General features: G+C 63.2%; 22 protein-coding genes and 7 pseudogenes. 16 read left to right on the top strand and 13 right to left on the bottom strand.

Annotated features, from left to right (window positions below; all coding sequences use genetic code 11):
* Position 1 precedes the first annotated feature (1 nt).
* Positions 2–1,024 (top strand): annotated as a pseudogene (locus NW75_RS22195) (DNA polymerase III subunit delta).
* Positions 1,025–1,034: 10 nt separating this feature from the next.
* On the opposite strand, the gene NW75_RS22190 reads toward NW75_RS22195, so the two are convergent.
* The 7 genes and pseudogenes from NW75_RS22190 to NW75_RS22165 form a co-directional block, all read right to left on the bottom strand.
* Complete coding sequence (locus tag NW75_RS22190; protein WP_033967507.1) at positions 1,035–1,946, bottom strand: ParB/RepB/Spo0J family partition protein; 912 nt, start codon at positions 1,944–1,946, stop codon at positions 1,035–1,037.
* Positions 1,943–2,734, bottom strand: coding sequence for a ParA family protein (locus tag NW75_RS22185; protein ID WP_033967503.1), 792 nt, complete (start codon positions 2,732–2,734; stop codon positions 1,943–1,945). Before NW75_RS22185 ends, NW75_RS22190 begins: the two co-directional genes overlap by 4 nt.
* Complete coding sequence (gene rsmG / locus NW75_RS22180) at positions 2,731–3,276, bottom strand: 16S rRNA (guanine(527)-N(7))-methyltransferase RsmG (RefSeq protein ID WP_231565395.1); 546 nt, start codon at positions 3,274–3,276, stop codon at positions 2,731–2,733. Before rsmG ends, NW75_RS22185 begins: the two co-directional genes overlap by 4 nt.
* Complete coding sequence (locus NW75_RS27575) at positions 3,215–3,349, bottom strand: hypothetical protein (protein ID WP_269430368.1); 135 nt, start codon at positions 3,347–3,349, stop codon at positions 3,215–3,217. The genes rsmG and NW75_RS27575 overlap by 62 nt, the downstream gene beginning before the upstream one ends.
* Positions 3,346–5,190, bottom strand: coding sequence for a tRNA uridine-5-carboxymethylaminomethyl(34) synthesis enzyme MnmG (gene mnmG / locus NW75_RS22175; protein WP_033967502.1), 1,845 nt, complete (start codon positions 5,188–5,190; stop codon positions 3,346–3,348). The genes NW75_RS27575 and mnmG overlap by 4 nt, the downstream gene beginning before the upstream one ends.
* Positions 5,191–5,260: 70 nt before the next feature.
* Positions 5,261–6,545: pseudogene (gene mnmE / locus NW75_RS22170) on the bottom strand (tRNA uridine-5-carboxymethylaminomethyl(34) synthesis GTPase MnmE).
* A gap of 13 nt (positions 6,546–6,558) precedes the next feature.
* On the bottom strand, positions 6,559–6,783 hold the full coding sequence (locus NW75_RS22165; RefSeq protein ID WP_033967574.1) for a DUF6489 family protein: 225 nt from the start codon (positions 6,781–6,783) through the stop codon (positions 6,559–6,561).
* A 48-nt stretch (positions 6,784–6,831) separates the two neighbouring features.
* Between NW75_RS22165 and NW75_RS22160 the strand changes: the two genes are divergently transcribed.
* Positions 6,832–7,314, top strand: coding sequence for a methylated-DNA--[protein]-cysteine S-methyltransferase (locus tag NW75_RS22160; RefSeq protein WP_033967501.1), 483 nt, complete (start codon positions 6,832–6,834; stop codon positions 7,312–7,314).
* Here the strand turns inward: NW75_RS22160 and NW75_RS22155 are convergent.
* The 4 genes and pseudogenes from NW75_RS22155 to hemE all read right to left on the bottom strand — a co-directional run bounded on the left by NW75_RS22155 (position 7,311) and on the right by hemE (position 10,990).
* Positions 7,311–7,940, bottom strand: coding sequence for a YjbE family putative metal transport protein (locus tag NW75_RS22155; RefSeq protein ID WP_033967500.1), 630 nt, complete (start codon positions 7,938–7,940; stop codon positions 7,311–7,313). The genes NW75_RS22160 and NW75_RS22155 overlap by 4 nt on opposite strands.
* 109 nt (positions 7,941–8,049) lie before the next feature.
* Positions 8,050–9,307, bottom strand: a pseudogene (rho, locus tag NW75_RS22150) (transcription termination factor Rho).
* Positions 9,308–9,503: 196 nt separating this feature from the next.
* A pseudogene (locus NW75_RS22145) lies at positions 9,504–9,972 on the bottom strand (CopD family protein).
* Positions 9,969–10,990 (bottom strand): annotated as a pseudogene (hemE, locus tag NW75_RS22140) (uroporphyrinogen decarboxylase). The pseudogenes NW75_RS22145 and hemE overlap by 4 nt, the downstream one beginning before the upstream one ends.
* A gap of 314 nt (positions 10,991–11,304) precedes the next feature.
* Between hemE and NW75_RS22135 the strand changes: the two are divergent.
* From NW75_RS22135 to NW75_RS22085, 11 genes and pseudogenes are all read left to right on the top strand, one after another.
* Complete coding sequence (locus NW75_RS22135; RefSeq protein ID WP_033967499.1) at positions 11,305–12,132, top strand: pyruvate, water dikinase regulatory protein; 828 nt, start codon at positions 11,305–11,307, stop codon at positions 12,130–12,132.
* Positions 12,129–12,725: a Maf family protein gene (locus NW75_RS22130; protein WP_081988882.1), complete on the top strand. Its 597-nt coding sequence runs from the start codon at positions 12,129–12,131 to the stop codon at positions 12,723–12,725. The genes NW75_RS22135 and NW75_RS22130 overlap by 4 nt, the downstream gene beginning before the upstream one ends.
* Positions 12,722–13,533 (top strand): annotated as a pseudogene (locus NW75_RS22125) (shikimate dehydrogenase family protein). The gene NW75_RS22130 and the pseudogene NW75_RS22125 overlap by 4 nt, the downstream one beginning before the upstream one ends.
* Positions 13,530–14,126: a dephospho-CoA kinase gene (gene coaE / locus NW75_RS22120; protein ID WP_033967498.1), complete on the top strand. Its 597-nt coding sequence runs from the start codon at positions 13,530–13,532 to the stop codon at positions 14,124–14,126. The pseudogene NW75_RS22125 and the gene coaE overlap by 4 nt, the downstream one beginning before the upstream one ends.
* 7 nt (positions 14,127–14,133) lie before the next feature.
* The gene (gene dnaQ, locus NW75_RS22115; protein WP_033967497.1) at positions 14,134–14,823 is read left to right on the top strand and encodes a DNA polymerase III subunit epsilon; all 690 of its coding nucleotides are present in this window, start codon (positions 14,134–14,136) and stop codon (positions 14,821–14,823) included.
* Between the two features lie 83 nt (positions 14,824–14,906).
* Positions 14,907–15,497: a ribosome hibernation-promoting factor, HPF/YfiA family gene (hpf, locus tag NW75_RS22110; protein ID WP_033967496.1), complete on the top strand. Its 591-nt coding sequence runs from the start codon at positions 14,907–14,909 to the stop codon at positions 15,495–15,497.
* A gap of 113 nt (positions 15,498–15,610) precedes the next feature.
* Positions 15,611–16,079: pseudogene (locus NW75_RS22105) on the top strand (PTS sugar transporter subunit IIA).
* Positions 16,066–16,539: a PaaI family thioesterase gene (locus tag NW75_RS22100; protein ID WP_033967495.1), complete on the top strand. Its 474-nt coding sequence runs from the start codon at positions 16,066–16,068 to the stop codon at positions 16,537–16,539. Before NW75_RS22105 ends, NW75_RS22100 begins: the two are co-directional and overlap by 14 nt.
* On the top strand, positions 16,536–16,877 hold the full coding sequence (locus tag NW75_RS22095) for a DUF1491 family protein (protein WP_033967494.1): 342 nt from the start codon (positions 16,536–16,538) through the stop codon (positions 16,875–16,877). Before NW75_RS22100 ends, NW75_RS22095 begins: the two co-directional genes overlap by 4 nt.
* 314 nt (positions 16,878–17,191) lie before the next feature.
* Positions 17,192–17,677, top strand: a complete 486-nt coding sequence (locus NW75_RS22090) for a cell wall hydrolase (RefSeq protein WP_231565385.1) — start codon at positions 17,192–17,194, stop codon at positions 17,675–17,677.
* 50 nt (positions 17,678–17,727) lie between these two features.
* Entirely contained in the window at positions 17,728–18,234 is a 507-nt protein-coding gene (locus NW75_RS22085; protein ID WP_033967493.1) for an MmcB family DNA repair protein, read from the top strand.
* 4 nt (positions 18,235–18,238) lie between these two features.
* On the opposite strand, the gene NW75_RS22080 is transcribed toward NW75_RS22085, so the two are convergent.
* A complete protein-coding gene (locus NW75_RS22080) occupies positions 18,239–18,856 on the bottom strand; it encodes an ankyrin repeat domain-containing protein (protein WP_033967492.1) in 618 nt (205 codons plus the stop codon).
* A 73-nt stretch (positions 18,857–18,929) separates the two neighbouring features.
* Here NW75_RS22080 and NW75_RS22075 point away from each other — a divergent pair, with 73 nt between their 5' ends.
* From NW75_RS22075 to NW75_RS22065, 3 genes are read left to right on the top strand one after another with little or no spacing between them, the layout of a single operon-like run.
* Positions 18,930–19,538 (top strand): SCO family protein, encoded by a 609-nt coding sequence (locus NW75_RS22075; protein WP_033967491.1) that lies wholly within the window; start codon positions 18,930–18,932, stop codon positions 19,536–19,538.
* 9 nt (positions 19,539–19,547) lie between these two features.
* Positions 19,548–19,979 (top strand): YcgN family cysteine cluster protein, encoded by a 432-nt coding sequence (locus NW75_RS22070; RefSeq protein ID WP_033967490.1) that lies wholly within the window; start codon positions 19,548–19,550, stop codon positions 19,977–19,979.
* Positions 19,976–20,650 (top strand): M48 family metallopeptidase, encoded by a 675-nt coding sequence (locus tag NW75_RS22065; protein WP_033967489.1) that lies wholly within the window; start codon positions 19,976–19,978, stop codon positions 20,648–20,650. Before NW75_RS22070 ends, NW75_RS22065 begins: the two co-directional genes overlap by 4 nt.
* Here the strand turns inward: NW75_RS22065 and NW75_RS22060 are convergent.
* On the bottom strand, positions 20,626–22,770 hold the full coding sequence (locus NW75_RS22060) for a transglycosylase domain-containing protein (RefSeq protein WP_081988880.1): 2,145 nt from the start codon (positions 22,768–22,770) through the stop codon (positions 20,626–20,628). The two genes, NW75_RS22065 and NW75_RS22060, sit on opposite strands and share 25 nt — an antisense overlap.
* Positions 22,771–22,804: the final 34 nt, after the last annotated feature.

The raw sequence follows: 22,804 nt of genomic DNA, 5'->3' as shown, positions 1-22,804 counted from the left end.
TATGAAGGCCAATCTCAACCAATTGACTCGCGCCATCGATGCGGTGGCGGCCAATCCCGATATCCGCCTGTACCTGCTGCACGGCCCTGACGAAGCCGGAGCACGCGACGTGGCGGCCCGCCTTGGTCGGATCATGGGGCCCGATGCCGAGCGGGTGGATCTTGAACCGGGGATGCTAAAGACCAATCCCGGTCGACTGGCCGACGAAGCCGCGTCCATGTCCCTTTTCGGAACCGCGCGGTACATCCGCGTCGCTGGGGCAGGGGAAGACTGCGTTGAGGCATGCACCCTGTTGCTGTCCGCCGAACGGGCGGGCAATCCCGTCGTCATGATCGCCCCCACAGTGAAGGGGTCGTCCGCCCTGGTGAAACTTGCGACCGCCAGTCCACGCGCGATGGCCTGCGTCTTTTATGTCCCGGAGGCGGGGGAGGCCGACAAGATTGCCGCTAGCATTGCGCGCGAGCAGGGGCTGCGGACGACGGGCGGAACCGCCGCCCGCATCGCGCTCGCGGCCGGGGGGGGACCGCGCGGTGATGACGCGCGAGCTTGAAAAAATCGCTCTATATCTGGATGCCGCACCGGAACGCCCTCGCGAAATCGACGATGCTACACTCGATGCGATCGGTGCCGATCTAGGGGATTCGGAAATTTCGCGCGCATCGACGCCGCGATCGATGGGGGGCCGGATCGCCTGGCGGACGAACTCGGCCGCTTGAGGGTTGCCGGGGTTTCGCCGATTCCGCTCCTCCGCCAATTGGCACGACGCCTGATGACACTTGCCGAGCTGCGCGCCGAGATCGACGGCGGGGCGAGCGTCAACGCCGTCATCGAGCGCGTATTCTTTCGCGAACGCGCCACCACCGCGCGCGCTCTGCACATCTGGTCTGCACCGAAGATCAGCGAAGCGATCGATCGAGTCCGCCGCGCCGAACGCGCGACGATGGCGACGGCAAATGCAGGTGCGGTCCTAGCCGATTCGGCGATGGTCGCCGTCGCACGGATGGCTGCGCGCCAGCGCGGGTAAGCGGCGGGCGTTAAATCCGCTCGCCCGTGAGCCGCTGGCACACCATATCGAGCTGATCGAGCGTCGAGTAGGACAGCACCAGCGTGCCGCCTTTCGCACCATAGGTCACGCGTACCGAGAGGCCGAGCAGATCGGCAAGCTGATGCTCCAGCGCTGCAAGATCCGGATCGCGTCCACCGCTTTCGGTGCTCTGGCTTCGCGGTGCAGGCTTCGCCGCCCGTGCCAGTCGCTCGGTGTCGCGTACCGACAGACCGCGCGCGACGACCTGATCGGCCAGTGCCTCGACATCGGCCGCCCCGATGAGGGCGCGGGCGTGGCCCATCGTCAGCGTACCGGTGACAACGCGTTCCTGGATCGGCGTCGGCAGTTCTAACAATCGCAGCAAATTGGCAATATGGCTACGCGACTTGTTGACCAGCTTGCCCAGCGCTTCCTGGGTGTGACCAAAGTCTTCGATCAGCCGATGATAAGCCTCGGCCTCCTCGATCGCGTTGAGGTCCTGCCGCTGAATATTTTCGACCAGCGCAACTTCGAGCGTCTCGGTATCGTCGAATGCCCGAACGATCACGGGCACTTCGTGCAACCGCGCCCGCTGCGCCGCGCGCCAGCGGCGCTCACCCGCGACAATCTGGTATCCCGTCCCGTGCGGTCGCACGACGATGGGCTGCAGCACCCCGCGTTGCGCAATCGACTGCGCCAATTCCTCAAGCGCAGCTTCATCGAAATGCCGGCGCGGCTGGCCCGGATGCGGCGTCAATGACCCCACCGGAAGCGAACGGATACCGGGCGATGTTTCCTTATTCCCGCCAACCGGCTCCTCGCGGGCCAGATCGCCCATCAATGCGTTGAGACCGCGGCCAAGGCCGGAGCGCGGCTTCGGGCGAGCCTGCGGAGCGTTCTGCGGCACGGTCGAGTCGGTCATGCGGCCCTTGCAGGTTGGGGTTCGATATTGGGAAGTCGTGCAATCAATTCACGGGCAAGCGCGATATAGGCTTCCGAACCGGGGCAGCGATAATCGTAAATCAAGGCTGGCAAGCCGTGGCTCGGAGCTTCCGACAAGCGAACGTTGCGCGGGATAACGGTTTCAAACACCACCCCGCCGAGCACCGCACGAACATCGTTGGAGACTTGATCGGTCAACCGATTACGCCGGTCATGCATGGTCAGCGCTACCCCCATGATCGACAGGCCGGGATTGAACCGCTCGCGAATACGCTCCACTGTGCTCAGCAACTGGCTGAGCCCCTCAAGGGCGAAAAACTCGCACTGCAGCGGGACCAGGAGCGAATTGGCGGCTACCATCGCGTTAAGGGTCAGCAACCCAAGCGATGGCGGGCAATCGATCAGGACGACGTCCCAACGGTGATCGGAACGGGCGAGCGCGCGGGAGAGACGATGCGTCCGCTCCTCATATTCGACAAGTTCGATTTCCGCGCCAGACAGATCGACCGTGGCGGGGACGATATCGAGCTTGGGGACAATCGTCGGTAGCGCTGCCGCTTCGATTGTCGTTTCCCCCAGCAAGATATCGTAAGTGGAATGGTGGCGGTCGGCGCGCGCGATGCCAAGGCCGGTCGAAGCATTTCCCTGAGGATCGAGGTCGAGCAACAGCACGCGCAATCCGGTCGCCGCCAGTGCGGTACCGAGATTGATAGCGGTGGTGGTCTTGCCCACGCCGCCCTTTTGGTTCGCTACGGCAATGACGTTCATCGGCGTGACACCTCTGATGCGAGAACGATCAACGAATCCGGATCGGTAAGACTATGTTCCACGTGAAACACACCATGCCATTCCCGTTCGGCGGTGGCCACCTCTTCGCGAGCGGACCGGCCCTTGGGCAAGATCCACCGCGTATCGGGGGTCGAACAATCCCTCGCCCACCCGAACAACTCGGTCAAGGGCCCAACTGCGCGGGCCGAAATTATCCCCGCAGTCTGGCGCATATTTTCGATTCGGCCGCACACGACATGCGTTCGATCGCCAATTCCGAGCGTCGCGGCAGTCTCTGCGAGGAAGGCCGCGCGCCGTTTTCGTGGCTCTACCAGCCACACCTCCCGCTCCGTTAAAGCGGCAACCACCAACCCGGGAAAACCCGCTCCGCTGCCGATATCGATCCATCGATTGTCCTTCTCGTCGCCCGCAAAGCCGATCAGCTGCGCGGAATCGACGATGTGACGGCTCCAAATCGCATCAATCGTAGACGGTGCGATCAGATTTTGCTGCCGCGTTTCCCCCCAGCACGATTGCCGCAAATGCGGCCATCGCGGCAACGCCGCCCAGTCCAAAGCGCTCCTCAATCCACGCTTTTGCCTCGTCCTCGGTCATGCGGCCTTCCTGCGAAGGTGCAGCAGGATCGCCGTCAAAGCGGCGGGCGTTATTCCGCGGATACGGCTTGCGGAGCCCAATGTCTCGGGCTGCGCAAGCGCCAGGCGCTCGATCATCTCCGTCGAGAGACCCGGGATCGCAGCGAAATCAACCGAAGCAGGGATTGCAATCTCATCCTGCGCGCGCAGGCTGGCGATCTCGGTTTCCTGGCGCAACAGGTAAGGGGCATAGCGCGCATCCTCGGCGATCTCGGCCAACAGGGCAGCCTCCACGCTGCCCATCAGCTCGGGAATCAGCATCCCAATTTCCACGCCGGCCACCCGGAGCCATTGCTCTCCCGTGCGCGCCTGTGGATCGGGAGCCAAAGGCGCGCCTCCCGCAACCCAAACATCCTGCGTCACAGATTGCGCGAGCCGGGTTTCGACCGCCACGCGCTGCTCGGCGCGCCGCTCGAGACGGCCCAGGCGTTCCGGCCCGAGGCACCCAATGCGCGCCGCAAGCGGGCCAAGGCGGGTCTCGGCATTGTCGGCGCGCAGCCGCAAACGGTATTCCGCGCGTGCAGTGAGCATACGATACGGCTCCGTGATGCCCTGGAGCACCAAGTCATCGATCATCACCCCTAAATAGCTCGATCCCCGGTCGAGTATGATCGGGGCAGCGCCCAGCGCATGTGCCGCTGCATTGAGGCCCGCGATCAGGCCCTGTCCGGCCGCCTCCTCATACCCCGTCGTACCGTTGATCTGGCCGCAGCAGAACAGACCTGCCATCGCACGCACTTCCAGCGTCGCCGACAAGGCGCGGGGATCGATATGATCATATTCGACGGCATAGCCCGGCGCGACAATGCGCGCATGCTCAAGCCCCGGGATCGAGGCGATCATCGCTGCCTGAATATCAACCGGGAGCGACGTCGAAATCCCGTTGGGATATACGGTCGCGTCGTCCAGACCTTCCGGCTCCAGGAAGATTTGATGGCCGTCCCGGTCGCCGAAGCGGTGGATCTTGTCCTCGATCGACGGGCAGTAACGCGGCCCTTGACCAGCGATCGCGCCACCAAATAGCGGCGAACGGTCCAGTCCGCTGCGGATGATCGCATGCGTTTCCTGGGTCGTTCGGGTTATCGCGCAATGCAATTGGGGCAGGGGACGGGACGGCGATAGCGGTGACATCGTCCATGGGTCTGCGTCGCTCGGCTGCTGCGCAAGGCGGGCCCAGTCGATCGTCCGCCCGTCCAGACGCGGGGGAGTTCCGGTCTTGAGCCTCGCCATTGGTAGACGCGCAGCCCGCAGTTGCTCAGCGAGTTCCGAGGCTGCAGCTTCGCCAACCCGGCCCCCTACGAAACGCTCCTCGCCGCGAAACATCCGGCCGCCGAGGAAAGTCCCGGTGGCGAGGACCACCGCGCGGGCCGTCAGGCTTTGGCCGCTTGCGAGCCGAACCCCCTTCACCACCCCGTCCGCGTCGCGTAGCAGGGCTGCGACTTCACCGCCGACGATATCCAAGCCATCCTGGGCGCGAAGCATAGCCTGGATCGCAGCCGCATAGCGCCGACGATCTGCCTGGACTCGGGGCCCCTGCACCGCAGCCCCTTTGCTGCGATTAAGCATGCGGTAATGGATCCCCGCAGCATCGGCAGCGCGACCAATCAGGCCATCGAAGGCGTCGACCTCACGGACGAGATGCCCTTTGCCAAGCCCGCCAATCGCGGGATTGCAGGACATCGCTCCGATCTTTACCGGATCAAAACTGATCAGGGCGACGCGCGCGCCGCACCGCGCAGCCGCAGCCGCAGCTTCGGTGCCGGCGTGTCCGCCACCAACGACGATCACATCGAATTCGCTCATACGCTGTCGCTAGGTCGTAGGCGTCGCGCTGTCAAAGGGGAGGGTGGTATGTTCCACGTGGAACGTCGCTTCATTTGCCGATGCAAAAGCGCGAAAAAATCGCATCCAGTACATTCTCTATTCCGCTTCGGCCGGCAACCGCGTCAAGCGCCTTAAGCGCTCCACGCACCTCTTCGGCGACAATCAAAAAATCGCTGCCGGTCGCGGCTTGGAGGTGTTCGAGACAGGCTGACAGCAGTCCCCGCTGTCGACGGTTTGTCGTTAGTACGTCCTCTTGCGGCAACAAAGCACGAGCTCTTTGCGCGATGACTTCCCAAAGCCCATCAAGACCCTCGCCTGTTTTGGCCGACAGGGCGAGAACGCGATCCGAGGGGAGGGCGTCGCGTCCCGGAAGATCGGCGCGCGCGTGAACCCGCAGATGGGCTGGATCGCTTGGGGCGTCGTCGCCCAGCCACACAACGATATCCGCGCTCGCGATCGCGTCGGCCGCGCGCTCGATCCCGATCCGTTCGATCTCATCTCCCGGAAAATCGGTAAGCCCCGCGGTATCGGTGAGAAGATAGGCGATACCACCGCGCTCCACCGGCACTTCGATCCGGTCGCGTGTGGTTCCTGATATCGCTGAGACAATCGCAACCTCGCGCCCTGCCAGCGCATTCAACAATGTGGACTTCCCACTATTGGGCGGCCCTGCGAGCACAAGGCGAACGCCGTCGTACAAGCGCTCCACCGGGGGGGCGGAGAGCAAGCGAGCGATCTCCGCCGCCGTAGCTGCGATGGCGGCCACGATCTCGTCGCTGTTTTCGGACGTCACATCGTCCTCGTCGGAAAAGTCCAACTGCGCTTCGATTCTGGCCGCGATGTCGATCAGGCGATCGGTCCAACGGTCGACCTGCGCTCGCAATCCGCCTTCGGCAACGCGCAAGGCCGCGCGGCGCTGTGTCTCGGTTTGCGCGGACAGTAAGTCCCCCAAACCCTCTGCTTCCGTCAGATCGATGACCCCATTCTCAAGCGCGCGGCGGGTAAATTCGCCAGCTTCGGCATGGCGGGCACCAGGCTGTGCGGCGAGGCACGCTTCCACCGCGAGCACCACTGCGCGGCCCCCATGGACCTGAAACTCTACGAGATCTTCGCCGGTCGCAGTGCGTGGGCCGGGGGAACACAAGGACGAGCGCTCGGTCAAGCACACTCCCGTCGCGCGGGTCATGCAACGCGCGCAACGCGGCACGGCGCGGCACGGGTAAATCGCCGACCAATCCCCTCGCGATCGTAAAGGCGCCCGGTCCACTCAGCCGAACAATGGCAATCGCGGCGGGCGGTGCGCCGCTCGATGTGGCGAAAATGGTCTCGCGCATGGTCACCGCTGGACTACTTGGTCGTGCTCTCGAACATTTTGCGCCACATCCCCATGCCGGCATCGCTCATCGGCATCCAGCTCCGCACCATATTATCGAGGAGGTCGGGGGCCACCACACCGTCCATGGTATCGGTGAGCATCGCGACATATTTCTCGTGGACGGGGGCAAGGTCGGGCAGGCCCATGAAGCGCCGCGCTTCTTCCGGGGTGCAATCGACTTCGACATTGATCTTCATCGCGCTTCTCCGCTTGAGCGGGCCTGCGCCGCGCTGCATACTCTGGCCATGTATGCGCGCGATATGGCCCGGATCGCAACGCCTGTCGGTGTTGTCACGATTTATGGCGACGATGCCGCGATCGCCTCGATCCAAATCGACGCCGTTGCGGGCCCTCCAATATCGGGCGCTTCGCTGCCGGTACGTGCCGCCGCCGATCAAATCCAGGCATGGTTCGCAGGCGAGCGCACCAACTTCGATCTGCCGCTCACCGCCGCTCGAACCATCCGGGGGCAAGTGTTACGCGATGCAATGGTGGCGATCGGCTATGGCGAAGTGCTGAGCTATGGCGCGCTTGCTGCCACGATCGGATCAAGCGCGCGCGCAATCGGGCAAGCCTGCGCACGCAATCCTTTTCCGATCATCGTGCCATGCCACCGCGTCAGCAATGCCGACGGTTCGCTTGGGGCTTATTCGGCGGGAGAGGGGCCGGCGACCAAGCGCTGGTTGCTCGATTTCGAACGGCGCGACCGCCGCGATCGCCTGCTTTAGAAAAGCAGGCGCAGCACGCCGATTTCGTGATCGACGATGCCATCATAAATCATGCGGCCGGCAACGAAGAGAATCACGGCCAAGCCGATATAGGCGATCCAAGGATGCCGCCCGATAAGGCGCGCGATGAAGTTCGCGGCAACCGCCATCAGCGTGACCGACAAAGCGAGCCCGAAAAATAGCACCGCTGGATGTTCGCGGGCCGCACCCGCCACGGCCAGAACATTGTCGAGGCTGAGCGATAAATTGGTAATGGCCACCTGGATGGCCGCCTGTGCGAACGTTTTGGGCTGTTTCGCCGTGGCATGACCACCGCTCGTCGCGTCCGCCGCGCCACCGATCTCGCGATAGAGTTTCCACGATACCCACAGCAGCAATATGCCTCCGGCCAGCAGCAAGCCGACGACATGCAAGAGTTGCGTCGCGATCAGCGCGAAGCCGATCAGGCATACCATTGCCATCATCACGCCGAGCGCAAGAACCTGCTTGCGCTGTTTGGAGGGTAGCCCGGCGGCGAGCGTGCCGAGCACCATGGCATTGTCGCCGGAGAAGATCAGATCGATCAGGATTACCTGACCGAGCGTCGCCAGCCCGGCCGTCGTGAATACGTCTGCGATGTTGAACATGGGCAGGCCTTAACAAGAGGCATGGCAAACCCCCACGCCGTCTGCCGCTTAGCCCGTCGGTCGAGGCGATGCGAGTCCGTCGGCACCCCGCCGACGGACCCAGCCCCGATTACTGGTTCATGCTGTCGAAGAAATCTTCGTTGGTCTTGGAATTCTTCATCTTGTCGAGCAGGAATTCCATCGAATCGATCGTGCCCATCTGCATGAGGATGCGGCGCAGCACCCACATCTTGGAGAGCTTGCTCTGATCGACCAGCAGCTCTTCCTTGCGCGTGCCGGACTTGCCGACGTCGAGCGCCGGGAAGATGCGCTTGTCGGCAACCTTGCGGTCGAGCACGATTTCAGAGTTACCCGTGCCCTTGAATTCTTCGAAGATCACTTCGTCCATGCGGCTGCCGGTATCGATCAGCGCCGTCGCGATGATCGAAAGCGAGCCACCTTCCTCGATATTGCGCGCGGCACCGAAGAAGCGCTTCGGGCGCTGCAGCGCATTGGCGTCGACACCGCCGGTCAACACCTTGCCCGACGAGGGAACGACGGTGTTGTAGGCGCGGCCAAGGCGGGTGATCGAGTCGAGCAGGATTACCACGTCCTTCTTGTGCTCGACCAGGCGCTTGGCCTTTTCGATCACCATTTCAGCGACCTGCACGTGGCGCGTGGCGGGTTCGTCGAAGGTCGAGCTGACCACCTCACCCTTGACCGAGCGCTGCATGTCGGTGACTTCCTCGGGGCGCTCGTCGATCAGCAGGACGATCAGGAACACCTCGGGGTGGTTGTCGGTGATCGCCTTGGCGATATTCTGCAGCATCACCGTCTTGCCGACGCGCGGCGGTGCCACGATCAGCGTGCGCTGGCCCTTGCCCTGCGGCGAAATGATGTCGATCACCCGCGCCGACTTGTCCTTGATCGTCGGGTCCGACGGATCGAGCGTCAGCTTCTCATCGGGGTAGAGCGGGGTAAGGTTGTCGAAATTGACGCGGTGGCGCACCGCCTCGGGATCGTCGAAATTGACCGCAGTCAGCTTGACCAGGGCGAAATAGCGCTCGCCATCCTTGGGCCCGCGGATCTCGCCTTCGACGGTGTCGCCGGTGCGCAGACCGAATTTGCGAACCTGGTTGGGCGAGATGTAAATGTCGTCGGGGCCGGCCAGATAATTCGCCTCGGGCGACCGCAGAAAGCCGAAACCGTCGGGCAGCACTTCGATCGTGCCCAACCCCATGATCTGCTCGCCCTCTTCGGCCTGGACCTTGAGGATCGCGAACATCAAATCCTGCTTGCGCAGCGTCGACGCGCTCTCAATGCCGAGTTCTTCGGCCATTGCGACCAGCTCGGCCGGCTTTTTGTTTCTTCAGGTCTTTGAGATGCATTGCGGGCGTCCGGGCATAAAGGATGCTGGGGAAAGAGCTTCGGTCGGCGAAGGGTACGCGACGATGCTTGAGGAAGGAGGCCGCGACCGAACGGGTGGACCCGCCGCCTCACGACACGACCTTGAGATACGGGGCCACACTGCGCGCGTCAAGGCGCGACATGGCATCTCGAAAGGGGCATCTCGAAAGGGGTATCTCAGAAGGGCTGGACAATGACCAGGATAACGATGAAGGTCACCAGCACTGCGGGCACCTCGTTGATTAGGCGCAATTGCCGCCCCGTCAGCGTCGGCTTGCCTGCCGCGAGCTTGCGCGCATAGCCCACCGCCCAGCCATGATAACCGCTGAGGACCAGAACCAACGCCAGCTTCAAGTGCAGCCAGCCAAGCCCGTGTTGCCCGGAAAACAGACCCACATTGGCCGCCAGCGCCAGCCCCAGGATCCACACCATGATCATCGACGGGGTTAAGATGATGTTGCGGATCTTGCGCTCGCGCTCAACCCACAAAAAGTGCTTCTGGCGAGCTACTGCCGCCACTGGTCAGTGCTTCCTGATGATAGACGAGATAGCGCGGTAGCATGAACATGCCCGCCATCCAGAACACCACGAAGATGACATGTGCCGCCTTGACCCAGAGATAGGCGTTGCCGAGCATTCCAATCATCCAACGCTCCGAACAAAAGCGAGCAACTGCTCGACATGGGCGATCGGAGTATCCTGCAGGATACCGTGCCCGAGGTTGAAGACATGGGGGCGCTCGGCAAAGGCCGCAAGGATGCGCCCGGCGGCCTGTTCCATCGCCTCGCCACCGGCAATCAGTACCAGCGGATCGAGGTTTCCCTGAACGGGCAAATCCTTGGGTAACGCGGCGGCAGCCCATGCCGGATCGATCGTTTCGTCGAGCCCGACCGCGTCGACCCCGGTTTCCCGAACATAAGCGGTAAGCTTTGCGCCGGCACCCTTTGGGAAACCGATAACGGGTACGCCTGGATGGCGTTCGTGCAGCGCCCCGACAATAGCGGCATTGGGGCCGATGACCCAGCGTTCGAACTGTGCGGGGCTGAGGCTGCGGCCCAACTGTCGAATAGCTGCACCGCCACAACGCCCGACTCGATCTGTTTCGAGAGGTAGTCCACCGTCACCGTGACGATCGCGGAGATGATCTCCTGGAACGCGGCAGGATCGGTATAAGCGAAGCGCCGCGTTTCCCCCTGGTCCCGGCTGCCATGGCCAGCAACCATATAGGTGGCGACGGTCCACGGGCTTCCCGCAAAGCCCAGGAAAGTGGTCTGGGACGGCAGTGAGGCCGCGACCTGGCGCACGGTCTCATAGACAGGTTCGAGCCGCTCAGGGGCCGCCTGAAGGCTTTGCAGGGCATGATCGACCAGCGCGGGTTTTAGTGCCGGGCCTTCGCCAACGCCAAAGCTCAAGTCCTGGCCCAAGGCAGACGGCACCATCAAAATGTCCGAAAACAAAATAGCGCCGTCAAAGCCGAACCTGCGGATCGGCTGGATCGTCACTTCCGCCGCTGCGGCGCTGTCGTTCACCAAGGCGAGGAAACCGCCTTTTTCCGCACGAAGCGCCCGATATTCAGGGAGATATCGGCCAGCTTGTCGCATCAGCCAGACCGGGGGAGTGGGCTGACGATCGCCCAGGAGCGTCGCGAGCAAAGGCTTCTTCAGCGTCGGAATGGTCGGACCCTCTTCTATAAGATTCTAGAATCTTGAAAGGATGAAGTGGTTGTAGGCGCATCGATAGCGGGGCTTATGCGGTCATCCCCGAAAAGCCAACAGGCTGGCGTTTGGCCAATGCCGACTCTGACGTGAGTCGGCGTTTCTGTCCCCGTTATCCACAGCCTGTTGACGGAATCATTGGCTGTGCGCACGATTGTGGACAAGCTGCGGTTTATCCACCGTTGGCATGACGCTTTGCGGGATCGCGAAGTTGCGCTAGCGCTTCTCCCCATGTTGTCCACAGCATCGCCCAGCCGGCCTTTTTGATGCGCTTGCATCTCCATTTGCTGTCGGACTCGACGGGCGAAACGCTTGAGAACATCGCCAAAGCCGCGCTTGCGCAATATGACGATGTCGAAACGATCCGTCATTTCTGGCCGATGGTCCGCACCGAGGCGCATCTGGAGCGGATCCTTCAGGAAATCTCGCAGAATCCGGGGCTGGTGCTGTTCACGCTGGTGAACAGCGAGACGCGGCGCACATTGGAAACGCGCTGTCGTGCGCTCGGCCTGCCTGCCGTAGCGCCGCTCGACGGCGTGACGGGGGCTCTTTCCGGGTTGCTCGGACAGGCGGCCAAGGCGCGTCCGGGGCGCCAGCACGTGCTCGATGCCGCGTATTTCGCGCGGGTCGATGCGATTCAATTCACCATCGCACATGATGACGGAATTCTGGCGGAAGATTGGGAAGAAGCCGACATCGTGCTGGCCGGTGTGTCGCGTTCTTCCAAAACGCCGACGTCGATCTATCTCGCCAATCGCGGTTTCAAGACCGCCAACATTCCGATCGTGCTGGAAAGTCCGCCGCCGGAAAGTCTGTATACGTTGAAAAATCCGATCGTGGTCGGGCTCACGACAAGCGCGGATCGGTTGATCCAGGTGCGGCGCAATCGTCTGCTGTCGCTCAACCAGAAGGTCGAGACCGCATATGTCGACCAGGAGGCCGTCACGCGCGAAGTCGCATTTGCGCGGCGGATGTTTGCTGACAATGGCTGGCCGGTGATCGACGTAACGCGACGTTCGATCGAGGAAACGGCAGCAGCGATCATCGCTTTGGTGGGTGAGCGGCGCGGTGATGTCCGGGGGGATATATGAGAGTCGTGCTGGCATCGCAAAGCGCGTCCCGCCGCGCGATGTTGACTGCGGCGGGCGTACCGTTCGAGCCGGTGTCCGCAGGCGTCGACGAGGAATCGGCCAAAGCCGCGCTGATCGCCGATGGTTTTGGCGCGCGCGACATGGCCGATGCGCTGGCTGAGCTGAAAGCGATCAAGGTATCATCGGGGGATGGTCAGGCGCTGGTGCTGGGCTGCGATTCGGTGGTTGCGCTCGAGGACGGCTCGATGCTCGACAAGCCGCGCGACCGTGCCGAAGCGGCCGAGCATCTGCGGCGATTGTCGGGCAAGCGCCATGAACTGGTCAGTGCGGCCGTCATGGCCGAGGGCGGGCGTCCGGTGTGGCGTGTCGTAGATCGGGCGCGGATGCACGTCCGCCCCCTGTCTGACGCATTCATCGAGTCCTATCTCGATCTGGAATGGCCCGAGATATCGTGGTGCGTCGGGTGTTACCGGATCGAAGGGCCGGGCGCGCAATTGTTCAGCCGGATCGAGGGAAGCCAGTTTACCGTGCTCGGCCTACCGCTGTTGCCGGTTCTTGATTATCTGCGAGTGCGCGGGGTGATGACGTCATGATGTTTGCTGAGGTGATCGGGGATCCGATCGGCCATTCCAAATCGCCGCTGATCCACGGTTTCTGGATCGAAGCGCTGGGATTGGAAGCGCGATACGCGGCTCGCCACGTGACGGCGGAGGGGCTCGGGCGTTATTTTGCCGAGCGCGCGACGGATCCGAACTGGCGGGGATGCAACGTCACGATTCCCCATAAGCAAGCCGTGTTCGATCATGTCGCCGATCCGGGTGGGGTGCGGGCTTCCATCGGTGCCGTCAACACCGTGTTTCGCACAGAGGACGGTACGCTCGCCTGCACCAATACCGATGCGGCTGGCTTTTATGCACCGATCGCGGAGCTTGATCTTGCAGGCGCGCCGGTGGTGGTGATCGGGGCCGGCGGCGCGGCGCGGGCGGTGTTGTTCGCGCTTTCGCGCCTGGGCGTCGGCCCGGTTACGATCCTCAATCGCAACGTGGTGAAGGCGGCGGCATTGCTGTCGTCCTTCGGGTTGAAAGGGAAAGCCTTGCCGCTCGACGCGACGCTGCCGCCGGCGGCGCTGCTGGTCAACGCAAGCGCGCTCGGCATGGTCGGCCAGCCCCCACTCGATCTGGATCTGGATCCTTTGCCCGAAGAGGCGGTGGTCTATGATGTCGTATATGCCCCGCTCGAAACGCCGCTACTGGCGGCAGCGCGGCGCGCGATTTGGGGACGGTCGATGGGCTGGACATGCTGATCGGCCAAGCGGGGTTGGCGTTCGAATTGTTTTTCGGCGTGACGCCACCGCGCGACGAAGCCAGTGATGACCGGTTACGGGCGCTTTTGACGTCATGATTGCTATCGGCCTGACCGGGTCGATCGGGATGGGCAAATCGACTGTGGCAGCGATGTTTGCCGAGGCGGGTATCCCGGTATTCGATGCTGACGCTGCGGTGCATCACCTGCAGGCCAAAGGCGGGCGGCTGGTCGACGCGATCGAAGCAGCCTTTCCCGGATCTACCGGCCCCGACGGCGTCGATCGAACGCGTCTTGGGGCGATGGTGCTGAACGATCCCGCCGCGTTCGCGCGACTCGAAGCGATCGTTCATCCCGCGGTGGGGGAAGAGCGCGCCGCGTTTCTCGTTCGCCATGCCGATGCGCCGATGGTGGTCTTCGACATCCCCTTATTGTTCGAAACCGGCGGCGAAACGCGGGTGGATACCGTGGTGGTGGTGTCGGCACCGGAGTCCATCCAGCGTGCGCGCGTGCTGGCTCGGCCCGGTATGTCCGTGGAAAAGCTCGATTCCATTCATGCCCGGCAAATGCCCGATGCCGAGAAGGTGGCACGGGCCGATTTTGTCGTGCCGACCGGCGGATCGCATGAAGATACGCGGCGTGCAGTCCATGCCATCATCGCTTGCTTAGCGGCCCGCGACGTCCCACTATAATACCCCTATGCGCGAGATCGTCTTCGATACCGAGACCACCGGCTTCAGTTTTGCCGATGGCGATCGCATGGTGGAGATCGGTTGCCTGGAGATGGTCAATCGCGTCGAAACGGGCCGCACGTTCCATGCGTATTTTCACCCGGAGCGGGCAATGCCGCCCGAGGCGCAACGCGTCCATGGGCTGAGTGACGCTTTCCTTGCCGACAAACCGCTGTTTCCGCATCTGGTCGACGATCTGCTCGACTTCATCGGGGACAGCCCGCTCGTCGCGCACAATGCCAGCTTCGATTTCGGCTTTCTCAACGGCGAACTGAAGCGCTGCGGGCGTACCGCCGTTGCGATGGAGCGGATGGTCGATACCGTTGCGATGGCGCGGATGCGCCACCCCGGTGCCAAGCACAGCCTTGATGCCTTGTGTAGCCGCTACGGGATCGATCGCAGCCATCGCACGTTGCACGGGGCCTTGCTTGACGCGCAACTGCTGGCCCAGGTCTATGTCGAGCTGACCGGTGGTCGGCAGATCGGTCTTGGCCTGGTTAGCGAAGTCGTGGTCGAAGCAGCGCCGACTCAGGCGGTCGCTGCGGCGGTCGTCCGGCCGCCGCGCGTGTTCGGTGTCAGCGAAGAGGAGCGCGTGCGCCACGCGGCGTTTTTGAAGACCGTGGTCAACCCTTTGTGGGGGAGCGACCACGCGATGTGATTGGGGGGCCGTGGCACCCGGACGGTGTCAACTGCCAGCTGACGATCGTCACAGCGACGCCAGCCTATTGAAGGAGAAGGTTCATGGATATTCGGGTTTCCGGCCATCAGGTCGAAACGGGCGCGGCGCTCAAGACCCATGTCGACGACCGGCTCCAAGCCATCGCCACCAAATATTTCGCGCGCGCCATTTCTGCGCAGGTCACCTTCGGCAAGGGACCGCACGATAATCGTTTCACCTGCGACATTGTCGCCCACGTCATGCAAGGCCTCATCTTGAAGGGACGCGGCGACGCGTCGGAGGCTCATGCCGCTTTCGAAGGGGCGGCCAGCAAGATCGAAAAGCAGTTGCGCCGCTATATGCGTCGTCTGAAGGACCGCAATGGCGGGTCTGTGACGGCTGTCGCGGTCGATGCAGGCATCGCCGCGGACAATGCGGGCTACACCCTCTTCCAGGAAAGCACCGACGAGGAAGAGGTCGAGGACCATCCTTTGATCGTCGCCGAAACACGGGTGGACGTACCCGATGCATCGGTTTCGGATGCGGTGATGATGCTCGATTTGCGTAACACCACCGCGTTGCTGTTTCGCAACAGCGGATCCGGCACCTATAATATGGTCTATCGCCGCGGTGACGGCACGATCGGTTGGGTCGAGCCGCAACGCCAAGCCTGATCGCGGTTTCTGCGCGGGCATGTCCTAACGGTATGCTCGCGCTTTCGCGGCTGCAGGATCGGCGCTATGGCCCTGCCACAAGAACCCGCCGCTACGCGGGCATGAGGATCGTAATGACCGACCTGCACGATATTCTGGCACCCGACGCGGTGCTTGAGCGCGTAAGCGCGGGAACGCGCAAGGCGTTGTTCCAGCAGCTCGCAGCGGCGGCCGCAAACATCTACGGGTTGGACGCCGGGATTGTGCAGGAGGCGGTGGCATCACGCGAGAAGTTGGGATCGACGGCTTTTGGCGGTGGTGTGGCAATTCCGCATGGCAAGGTGCCGGGCCTGACGCAGGTGCGTGGCGTGTTCGCGCGGTTGGCGCATCCCCTCGACTTCGACGCGGTCGATGATCTTCCGGTCGACGTCGTGTTCATGCTGGTGTCGCCACCCGACGCCGGAGCCACGCATCTTAAGGCTCTGGCGCGGGTGTCGCGGGCGCTGCGCGATCAGTTGCTGGTCGAAAAAGCTCCGCGGTGCGGGATCGCGCGATGCGCTGGTGGCTTTGCTAACCGCCGAGCAGGTCCGTGACGCAGCCTGAGCGCAATCCCGGACCATCGGGGCAGGCGGCGCATTTTCGGGCATTGGAGGCGCTATACGCGGCTGCTCCGATCAACCGGTTGTTTGAATCGACCTTGGTCATCCCCGAGCCGGGCATCGCCCGGATCCATTTTACGATCGATGAGCGGTATTTTCATGCCGGCGGGGCCGCGCACGGGACGAGCTATTTCAAGATGCTCGACGACGCGGCCTTTTATGCGGCGAACAGCCTGGTTACGGATCGCTTCTTGTTGACCACGGCTTTCAACCTGCTGCTGACCAAGCCATTGCGCGAGGGGCCGGTAATCGCCGAAGGGCGGTGGGTTTCGGGACAACGTCGGGTGTTCGTCGCCGAGGCGCGTCTCATCGACTCCGATGGAGAGGAAGCCGCGCGCGGCACGGGAACCTTCATGCGTTCGCGGATCGCATTGGCAGGTTTACCCGGCTACCGCGCGGAATGAGCGGGGCGCTCCCCTCGCATATCCTGGTATCGGCCTTGTTGAAACGGGTGAACGATTCCGGCGGGATGGGGATGGTGCGCGCAAAGGGGGACGCGGATTCTGGATCTATCTTACTAATATTAAATGAAAATAACGGGATATCCAAAGTGATGGAGCGGGCCTTCGGCCCGCTTGGCACGACGATTTTGGTCGAGACGGGCCCTGCCGACCCGAGCGATGTGGCAGCGCGCGAGGCCTATTGGCGTAAGCGCCGCGACCGTGATCCGGATCTGTGGGTGGTCGAACTGGACATCGCGTCGGCGGAACGATTCGCCGCAGAAACGATCACGCTCGGTTGACCCGAGCCGATCTCCCCCTAGAAGACGGGGTATTAGCCACGTGCGTTGTGCCGTGTCGGGTGCGATCCGACCAGGTTACGCAGTCGGGGGGCTGTCCGGCGGGGTGACAATTGGGTCGACCCTGTCCGCGCACCAACCGCATTTTTGTAGTGTTCATGTCGTTTTCGAATCGCGTCGCAAGCATTGCGGCGCTCTCTTTGGCCGTTACCGCTCTCATCGGTCTCGGCACACCGGGCTTCGCTCAAGACCTTGGTCGTGTCATCAACGCCCAGTCTCAGCCTTCCGTTCCCCAGCCCGTTATGAATCCCGCCGTCGTGACGACGGTAACGAATACCCCCTCGCTTCCCGCCGCCAAGACCGATGACGAGCAGGACGACGACAGCGTAGCTTATGGCACGCTGGCCGCTGCGGTCGCCGCACAGGCCATTCCTGATACGATCGATGAAGAATTGCAGTGCATGGCCGGCGCGATCTATTTCGAAGCCAAAGGCGAGCCCCTCAGTGGCCAGCTTGCCGTCGCCGAAGTCATTCTGAACCGTTCGAAGTCGGGCCGCTTTCCCAAGACGGTGTGCTCGGTCGTAAAGCAGCCTGGCCAATTTTCGTTCGTGCGGGGCGGGCGGGTTCCGACCATCGCGCAGAACAAGCAATATCGCACCGCCCTCGCCGTTGCCCGCGTCGCTTTGGCGGACGCATGGGACAGCCCCGCGTCGGGCGCGATGTATTTCCACGCTCGGGGTGCCGCAGCGAGTTGGCATCGGGAGCAGGTCGCTGCGATCGGGAATCACGTTTTTTTCCGGTGACAAACGCGGGTCATATTTGACCCGTTCGTGAAATGTTCTAAGGTCGGAGGATGCTATCGTCGTCCCCCGACCCCACGCTTCCTGCATCAAGCGTGTCCGATTTCCCGTTATCTGCCGCACAGGTCGTGCGCGGCGCGGTACGGATGCTGTTGCGCCATGATCTGGTCGCATTGGCCGAAGTGCCGTTGGACGGGAACCGCCGCGCCGATTTGATGGCGATCGACGCGCGCGGTCACATCGTGATCGTAGAGGTGAAGGTATCGCGCGCCGACCTTCTCGGCGATGCCAAATGGACCGACTATCTTGGATGTTGCGACCGCTTCTATTGGGCGGTCCCGCCCGGCTTCGATGTCACGCCGCTGCACGGAACGGCCTTTTTGCCTGAACGCACCGGTATTATCGTTGCCGATCGCTACGATGCTGTCATCGTGCGCGAGGCGCATAGCGTCCCCTTGCCTGCCGCAACCCGCAAACGCGCGACACTTGCCTTTGGACGGCGGGCCGGACGACGCTTGATCGGTTTGATCGACCCTGAGGCCGATGTCGGATTGGGGTGAAGGGTTACAGCTTAGGTCCGGAAACGGCGCGGCGTTCCTTTTTGGGCGTGGCATCGATCATCGTCGCGATTGCCGATCCGCGCGAATCCTGATGCGCATAGTCGCGCGCTGAAAATCCCTGGAGGCGATCGGCCTGGTCCGGATCGGCCCCGAGGTCGAGCAAGGCGCGCACCATCGTTGTATCGCGCCGCTGCACCGCGACGATCAGCGCCGTCTCGCCGCTGGCGTTCGCGAGGTTGATGTTGCCGCCAGCCTTTGCGAGCACCTGAATCATTTCGAGCCGGCCGAGGCGGGCGGCCAGCAGGATGCCCGATTCACCGCGACGATCTCTCAGATTGGCGTCGGCCCCTTTTGACAGGAGATAATTCAGATAGGGCATGTCGCCGCGCCGCACGACGATGTGGATCGCCCCCTCGCCTGAGTCCGAATCGCGCGTGTTGACTAAGGTTGCGCCGGGCTTGTCGAGAAAGCCGATGACCTCGTCATTCTTGCCATCCTTGATTGCCTGGAGAAATTTATAGCCAGGCGATTGGCCGAGCTGCGCGGCGGCGGGACCGGCCATGATGGCGAGGGGGGCAGTGGCGAGCAACGCAAGGGCGATGGAGGCGGTGCGGAGGGTCATCGAAAACGTCCTGGCATGGTCGAGAGACACGAGCGGTTTGGAGCAAAGCTTGCGCCTAAGGACCTAACAGATCATGGCTAGTCGCGCTATGAACCAGATCGCCCGCGCGCTTTCCGCGCTGTTTCTTGCTGTTTTGCCGGTCGCCTGTAGCGGACCCGCCACACCGGCGCGGGCACCGCTCGACGGTGTGGCTCTGGGCGGCCCGTTCACCTTGACCGATCAGGACGGCCGGACCCGTACCGATCGCGATTTCGCCGGGCGCTACCGCATCATGTATTTCGGTTACACCTTCTGCCCGGACGTGTGCCCGACCGACATGCAGACCGTCGGTGCCGGGCTGCGGCTGTTCGAGGCGAAGGATCCCGTGCGAGGGGCGAAGGTCGTACCGATCTTCGTGACCGTCGACCCAAAGCGCGATACACCGGCCGTGCTCAAGGCGTTCGTATCCGCCTTTCACCCGCGCATGGTCGGTTTGACGGGCAGCCCACAGGCGATTGCCGCCGTTGCCAAGGCGTATGGCGCGTATTTCGAGGCGGAAAAGCCCAATGCGGAGGGTGGCTATCTGGTGGCGCACGCCCGCCTTGCCTATCTTATGGATCCGGCGGGCAAGCCCGTCGCCTTGTTGCCGCAGGACAAGACGCCGCAAGACGTCGCAACCGAACTCGACCGATGGGTACGATGAGCCACGCTGATGACTAGCCGTTTCTGGGAAGAACCAATCGACACGCTCGATCGCGGCCAGTGGGAAGCCTTGTGCGATGGCTGTGGCAAATGCTGTGTCCATAAGCTGGAAGATGAAGAAACGGGCGAGCTATTGCCGACCAACGTGTCGTGCCGATTGCTCGACCGCGAGACGGCCTTGTGTTCCAATTACAAGCACCGCCATGCCTATGTCAGCGAGTGCGTGCGCTTGAGTCGATCCAATGTGCGGACGATCGACTGGCTGCCTGCGACTTGCGCGTACCGGCTGCGTGCGGCGGACGAGCCACTATATGACTGGCACTATCTGGTTTGCGGGGACCGCGAGGCGGTCCACCGCGTCGGGCAATCGGTGCGTGGCTGGACGGTGTCGGAGGACGATGCCGGTGAGCTGGAATTCCATCTGGTCGATCGCGAATTGTGAGTGCACCGCTCGAGGTCGTGCGCAACGCGCGGGCACGGCGGGCACGGTTATCGGTGGATTCGGCGACCGGCCGGGTACGGCTGGTGCTGCCGTCGCGCGCACCGTTGAAGGCTGCTTTGGCGTGGGCGGAAGGGAAAGCGGCGTGGATTGCGGCACAGCGCGCGCGCTTGCCGCAGCCACGGCCCTTCGAACCCGGCGCGCGTATCCCTTTCGGCGATGGTCATTTGATGATCCTGTGGGATGAGGCCGCTGCCCGCCGGGTTGAGCGGGACGGTAGCCTCCTGCGCTGTGGCGGCACGCGCGATGGCCTGTCGCGACGCGTGGGTCTGTGGTTGAAGCGCGAGGCCCTGCGCGTGTTGAGCGACGAGACCGCCGAGTTCGCCGCACGTGCCGGGGTCAGCGTGACCAAGGTTGCGGTTGGCGACCCCAAGACTCGCTGGGGCAGTTGCGCCTCGAGCGGCACGATCCGCTATAGCTGGCGGTTGATCCTGATGCCCGATTTCGTGCGCCGCTCGACCGTCGCGCATGAGGTGGCGCACCGCTTGCACATGAATCACAGCGCACACTTCTACCGCGTGCTCGCGTTGCTCGACGAACGCGACCCCGAGGAATCGCGTCGCTGGCTGCGCGCGAACGGTGCCGCGATTCACTGGGTCGGGCGCGAATCCTGACGATCGGCCGGCGCGTGCGTCGGGCTCGGGGCCGGGCGGGGCCCATCGCGGCCGAGGACACGATCGAGCCAGGCCTGGTCGAGTTTGTCGCCATCGCCCTTTTTCTTTTCCACTGGTGGTGGCGTATCGGATTGCTGCGGCGGCCGCGCTTCGATCGGGTTGCCATCGGCATCGACGCGCTGGCCGGGCTGCGCGGGCGGAGCCTGCCCGGGATCGACCGGATTGCCGTCGGCATCGACGAACAGGCCATTATCGGCTTCGCCGAAATAGGATTCCTGGTCGGGCTCGAGCTGGAATTCGGGTAGCGTCACTTTCGTATCGAACTGCTCGACCGGGCGGTTGGCGACGGCCACTTTCATGAAGGCGGCAAAGGCACGCGCGGGCGCGGTGCCGCCGTGCAAACCGGCAATCGGCTTGGCATCGTCGCGGCCCATCCATACGCCTGTCGTGAGCCCACTGGAAAAGCCCAGGAACCAGCCATCCTTGTTCGATGTGGTGGTGCCGGTCTTGCCCGCCACCGGGCGACCGATTTGGGCCGCTTTGCCGGTGCCGGTGTTGACGGTCGTCTGCAGCAGATCGGTCATTTCGGCGGCCACATAGGGTGCGACGAGCACATGGCTGGTGTCGACCGATTGGGCGTAGATCGTTTCTCCCGCTGCGGTCACCTTGGTGATGCCATATGGCGTCACCGCCACCCCCTTGTTGCCGACGCTGGCAAAGGCGCGCGTCATGTCGAGCAGGCGTACTTCGGAGGAACCGAGCACCATCGACGGGTGGGTGTTGACCTTGGTGGTGATGCCGAAGCGCCGCGCCATGTCGGCGATCGTGTTGAAGCCGATTTCCTGTCCGAGTTTCGCCGCCACGGTGTTGACCGAATAGGCAAAGGCGGTGCGCAGCGACATTGCGCCGCTATTGTGGCGTGAATCGTTGCGCGGGCTCCAGCCGTCGATCGTCACGGGTTCGTCGACCACCTGATCCTCGGGCTTGTGCCCGGCCTCGAGCGCTGCGAGATAGACGAACAGTTTGAACGCCGAGCCCGGCTGCCGCTCCGCCTGTGTCGCGCGATTATAGTTGGACGTCACATAATCGGTGCCGCCAACCATCGCGCGGACGGCACCATCGCGGTCCATCGCCACCAGCGCACCTTGCGCGCCCTTGGGGGCATTGTCGCGGATTGCGGCATCGGCGGCGCGCTGCATAGTGAGGTCGAGCGTTGTCCACACTTCCAGCGGACGTTGCGTCTCGTCGATCAGCAGTTCCAGCTGCGGCAACGCCCAATCGGTAAAGTAGCGCACGCTGTTCTGGCGCGCCTCGGGCACGAAGGCGATCTGGTCGATTTGCGCGTCGGCAGCCTGGGCGGCGGTGATCGCCCCGGTTTGCTGCATCAGCTTGAGCACAACGCCAGCGCGCCCGCGGGCGGCATCGATGTCGGCGGTTGGCGAGTAATTGGACGGTGCCTTGACCAACCCCGCGATCACTGCCGCTTCGGTCAAGCTCAGCCGTTCGGCACCGTGACCGAAGAATTTGCGCGAGGCCGCGTCGATGCCATAGGCACCGCCACCGAAATAGACCTTGTTGAGATACAGTTCGAGGATCTGGTCCTTGCTGAACTTTCGCTCCAGCGCGAGGGCGAGAATGCCCTCGCGGATCTTTCGACCGAATTTCTTGCTGGAATTGAGGAAAATGTTACGGGCGAGCTGTTGCGTGATGGTCGATCCACCCTGCATCCAGCGCCCACGCTCGAGCCGCACCTGGACCGAGCGCACCATCCCGATCGGATCGACCCCCGGGTGCGATCGAAAGCGGCGATCCTCGACCGACACCATCGCCTCGCGCATCACTGTGGGGATGCGGTCATAGGGTAGCCACTCGCCATAGCTTGGGCCCATCGACACGATCACCGTCCCGTCGGCCGCGTGGACGCGGATCATCTGGCCATTGGGGGACGATTTCAGCTCGTCGAAACTCGGCAGCTGCCCTTCAGAGACATAGACGGTTACGATCAACGCGATGAAGGCGATCAGCGCGAGACCGCCGCTGATTTGCGCGAGCAGGACCAGACGCCGACGCCACAAGGGCGCACGCGTCGAGCGAGGGGCGGGGGATGAGGAGCGAGCCATTGAGCGCTGCAGCGTTAGGCTTTGCCGGTCATTC

The sequence above is a fragment of the Sphingomonas sp. Ant H11 genome (assembly GCF_000797515.1).
Classification (GTDB): domain Bacteria; phylum Pseudomonadota; class Alphaproteobacteria; order Sphingomonadales; family Sphingomonadaceae; genus Sphingomonas.
Note: the sequence above shows the minus strand (reverse complement) of the source record. Positions and strands in the feature narration are given on the sequence as shown.

Coding starts and splice junctions, on each gene's coding strand:
- NW75_RS22190 (WP_033967507.1), bottom strand. CDS start 1,946: ATGACCGACTCGACCGTGCCGCAGAACGCTCCGCAGGCTCGCCCGAAG.
- NW75_RS22185 (WP_033967503.1), bottom strand. CDS start 2,734: ATGAACGTCATTGCCGTAGCGAACCAAAAGGGCGGCGTGGGCAAGACC.
- NW75_RS27575 (WP_269430368.1), bottom strand. CDS start 3,349: ATGACCGAGGACGAGGCAAAAGCGTGGATTGAGGAGCGCTTTGGACTG.
- mnmG (WP_033967502.1), bottom strand. CDS start 5,190: ATGAGCGAATTCGATGTGATCGTCGTTGGTGGCGGACACGCCGGCACC.
- NW75_RS22165 (WP_033967574.1), bottom strand. CDS start 6,783: ATGAAGATCAATGTCGAAGTCGATTGCACCCCGGAAGAAGCGCGGCGC.
- NW75_RS22160 (WP_033967501.1), top strand. CDS start 6,832: ATGTATGCGCGCGATATGGCCCGGATCGCAACGCCTGTCGGTGTTGTC.
- NW75_RS22155 (WP_033967500.1), bottom strand. CDS start 7,940: ATGTTCAACATCGCAGACGTATTCACGACGGCCGGGCTGGCGACGCTC.
- NW75_RS22130 (WP_081988882.1), top strand. CDS start 12,129: ATGAGAGTCGTGCTGGCATCGCAAAGCGCGTCCCGCCGCGCGATGTTG.
- coaE (WP_033967498.1), top strand. CDS start 13,530: ATGATTGCTATCGGCCTGACCGGGTCGATCGGGATGGGCAAATCGACT.
- dnaQ (WP_033967497.1), top strand. CDS start 14,134: ATGCGCGAGATCGTCTTCGATACCGAGACCACCGGCTTCAGTTTTGCC.
- hpf (WP_033967496.1), top strand. CDS start 14,907: ATGGATATTCGGGTTTCCGGCCATCAGGTCGAAACGGGCGCGGCGCTC.
- NW75_RS22095 (WP_033967494.1), top strand. CDS start 16,536: ATGAGCGGGGCGCTCCCCTCGCATATCCTGGTATCGGCCTTGTTGAAA.
- NW75_RS22085 (WP_033967493.1), top strand. CDS start 17,728: ATGCTATCGTCGTCCCCCGACCCCACGCTTCCTGCATCAAGCGTGTCC.
- NW75_RS22080 (WP_033967492.1), bottom strand. CDS start 18,856: ATGACCCTCCGCACCGCCTCCATCGCCCTTGCGTTGCTCGCCACTGCC.
- NW75_RS22075 (WP_033967491.1), top strand. CDS start 18,930: ATGGCTAGTCGCGCTATGAACCAGATCGCCCGCGCGCTTTCCGCGCTG.
- NW75_RS22070 (WP_033967490.1), top strand. CDS start 19,548: ATGACTAGCCGTTTCTGGGAAGAACCAATCGACACGCTCGATCGCGGC.
- NW75_RS22060 (WP_081988880.1), bottom strand. CDS start 22,770: ATGGCTCGCTCCTCATCCCCCGCCCCTCGCTCGACGCGTGCGCCCTTG.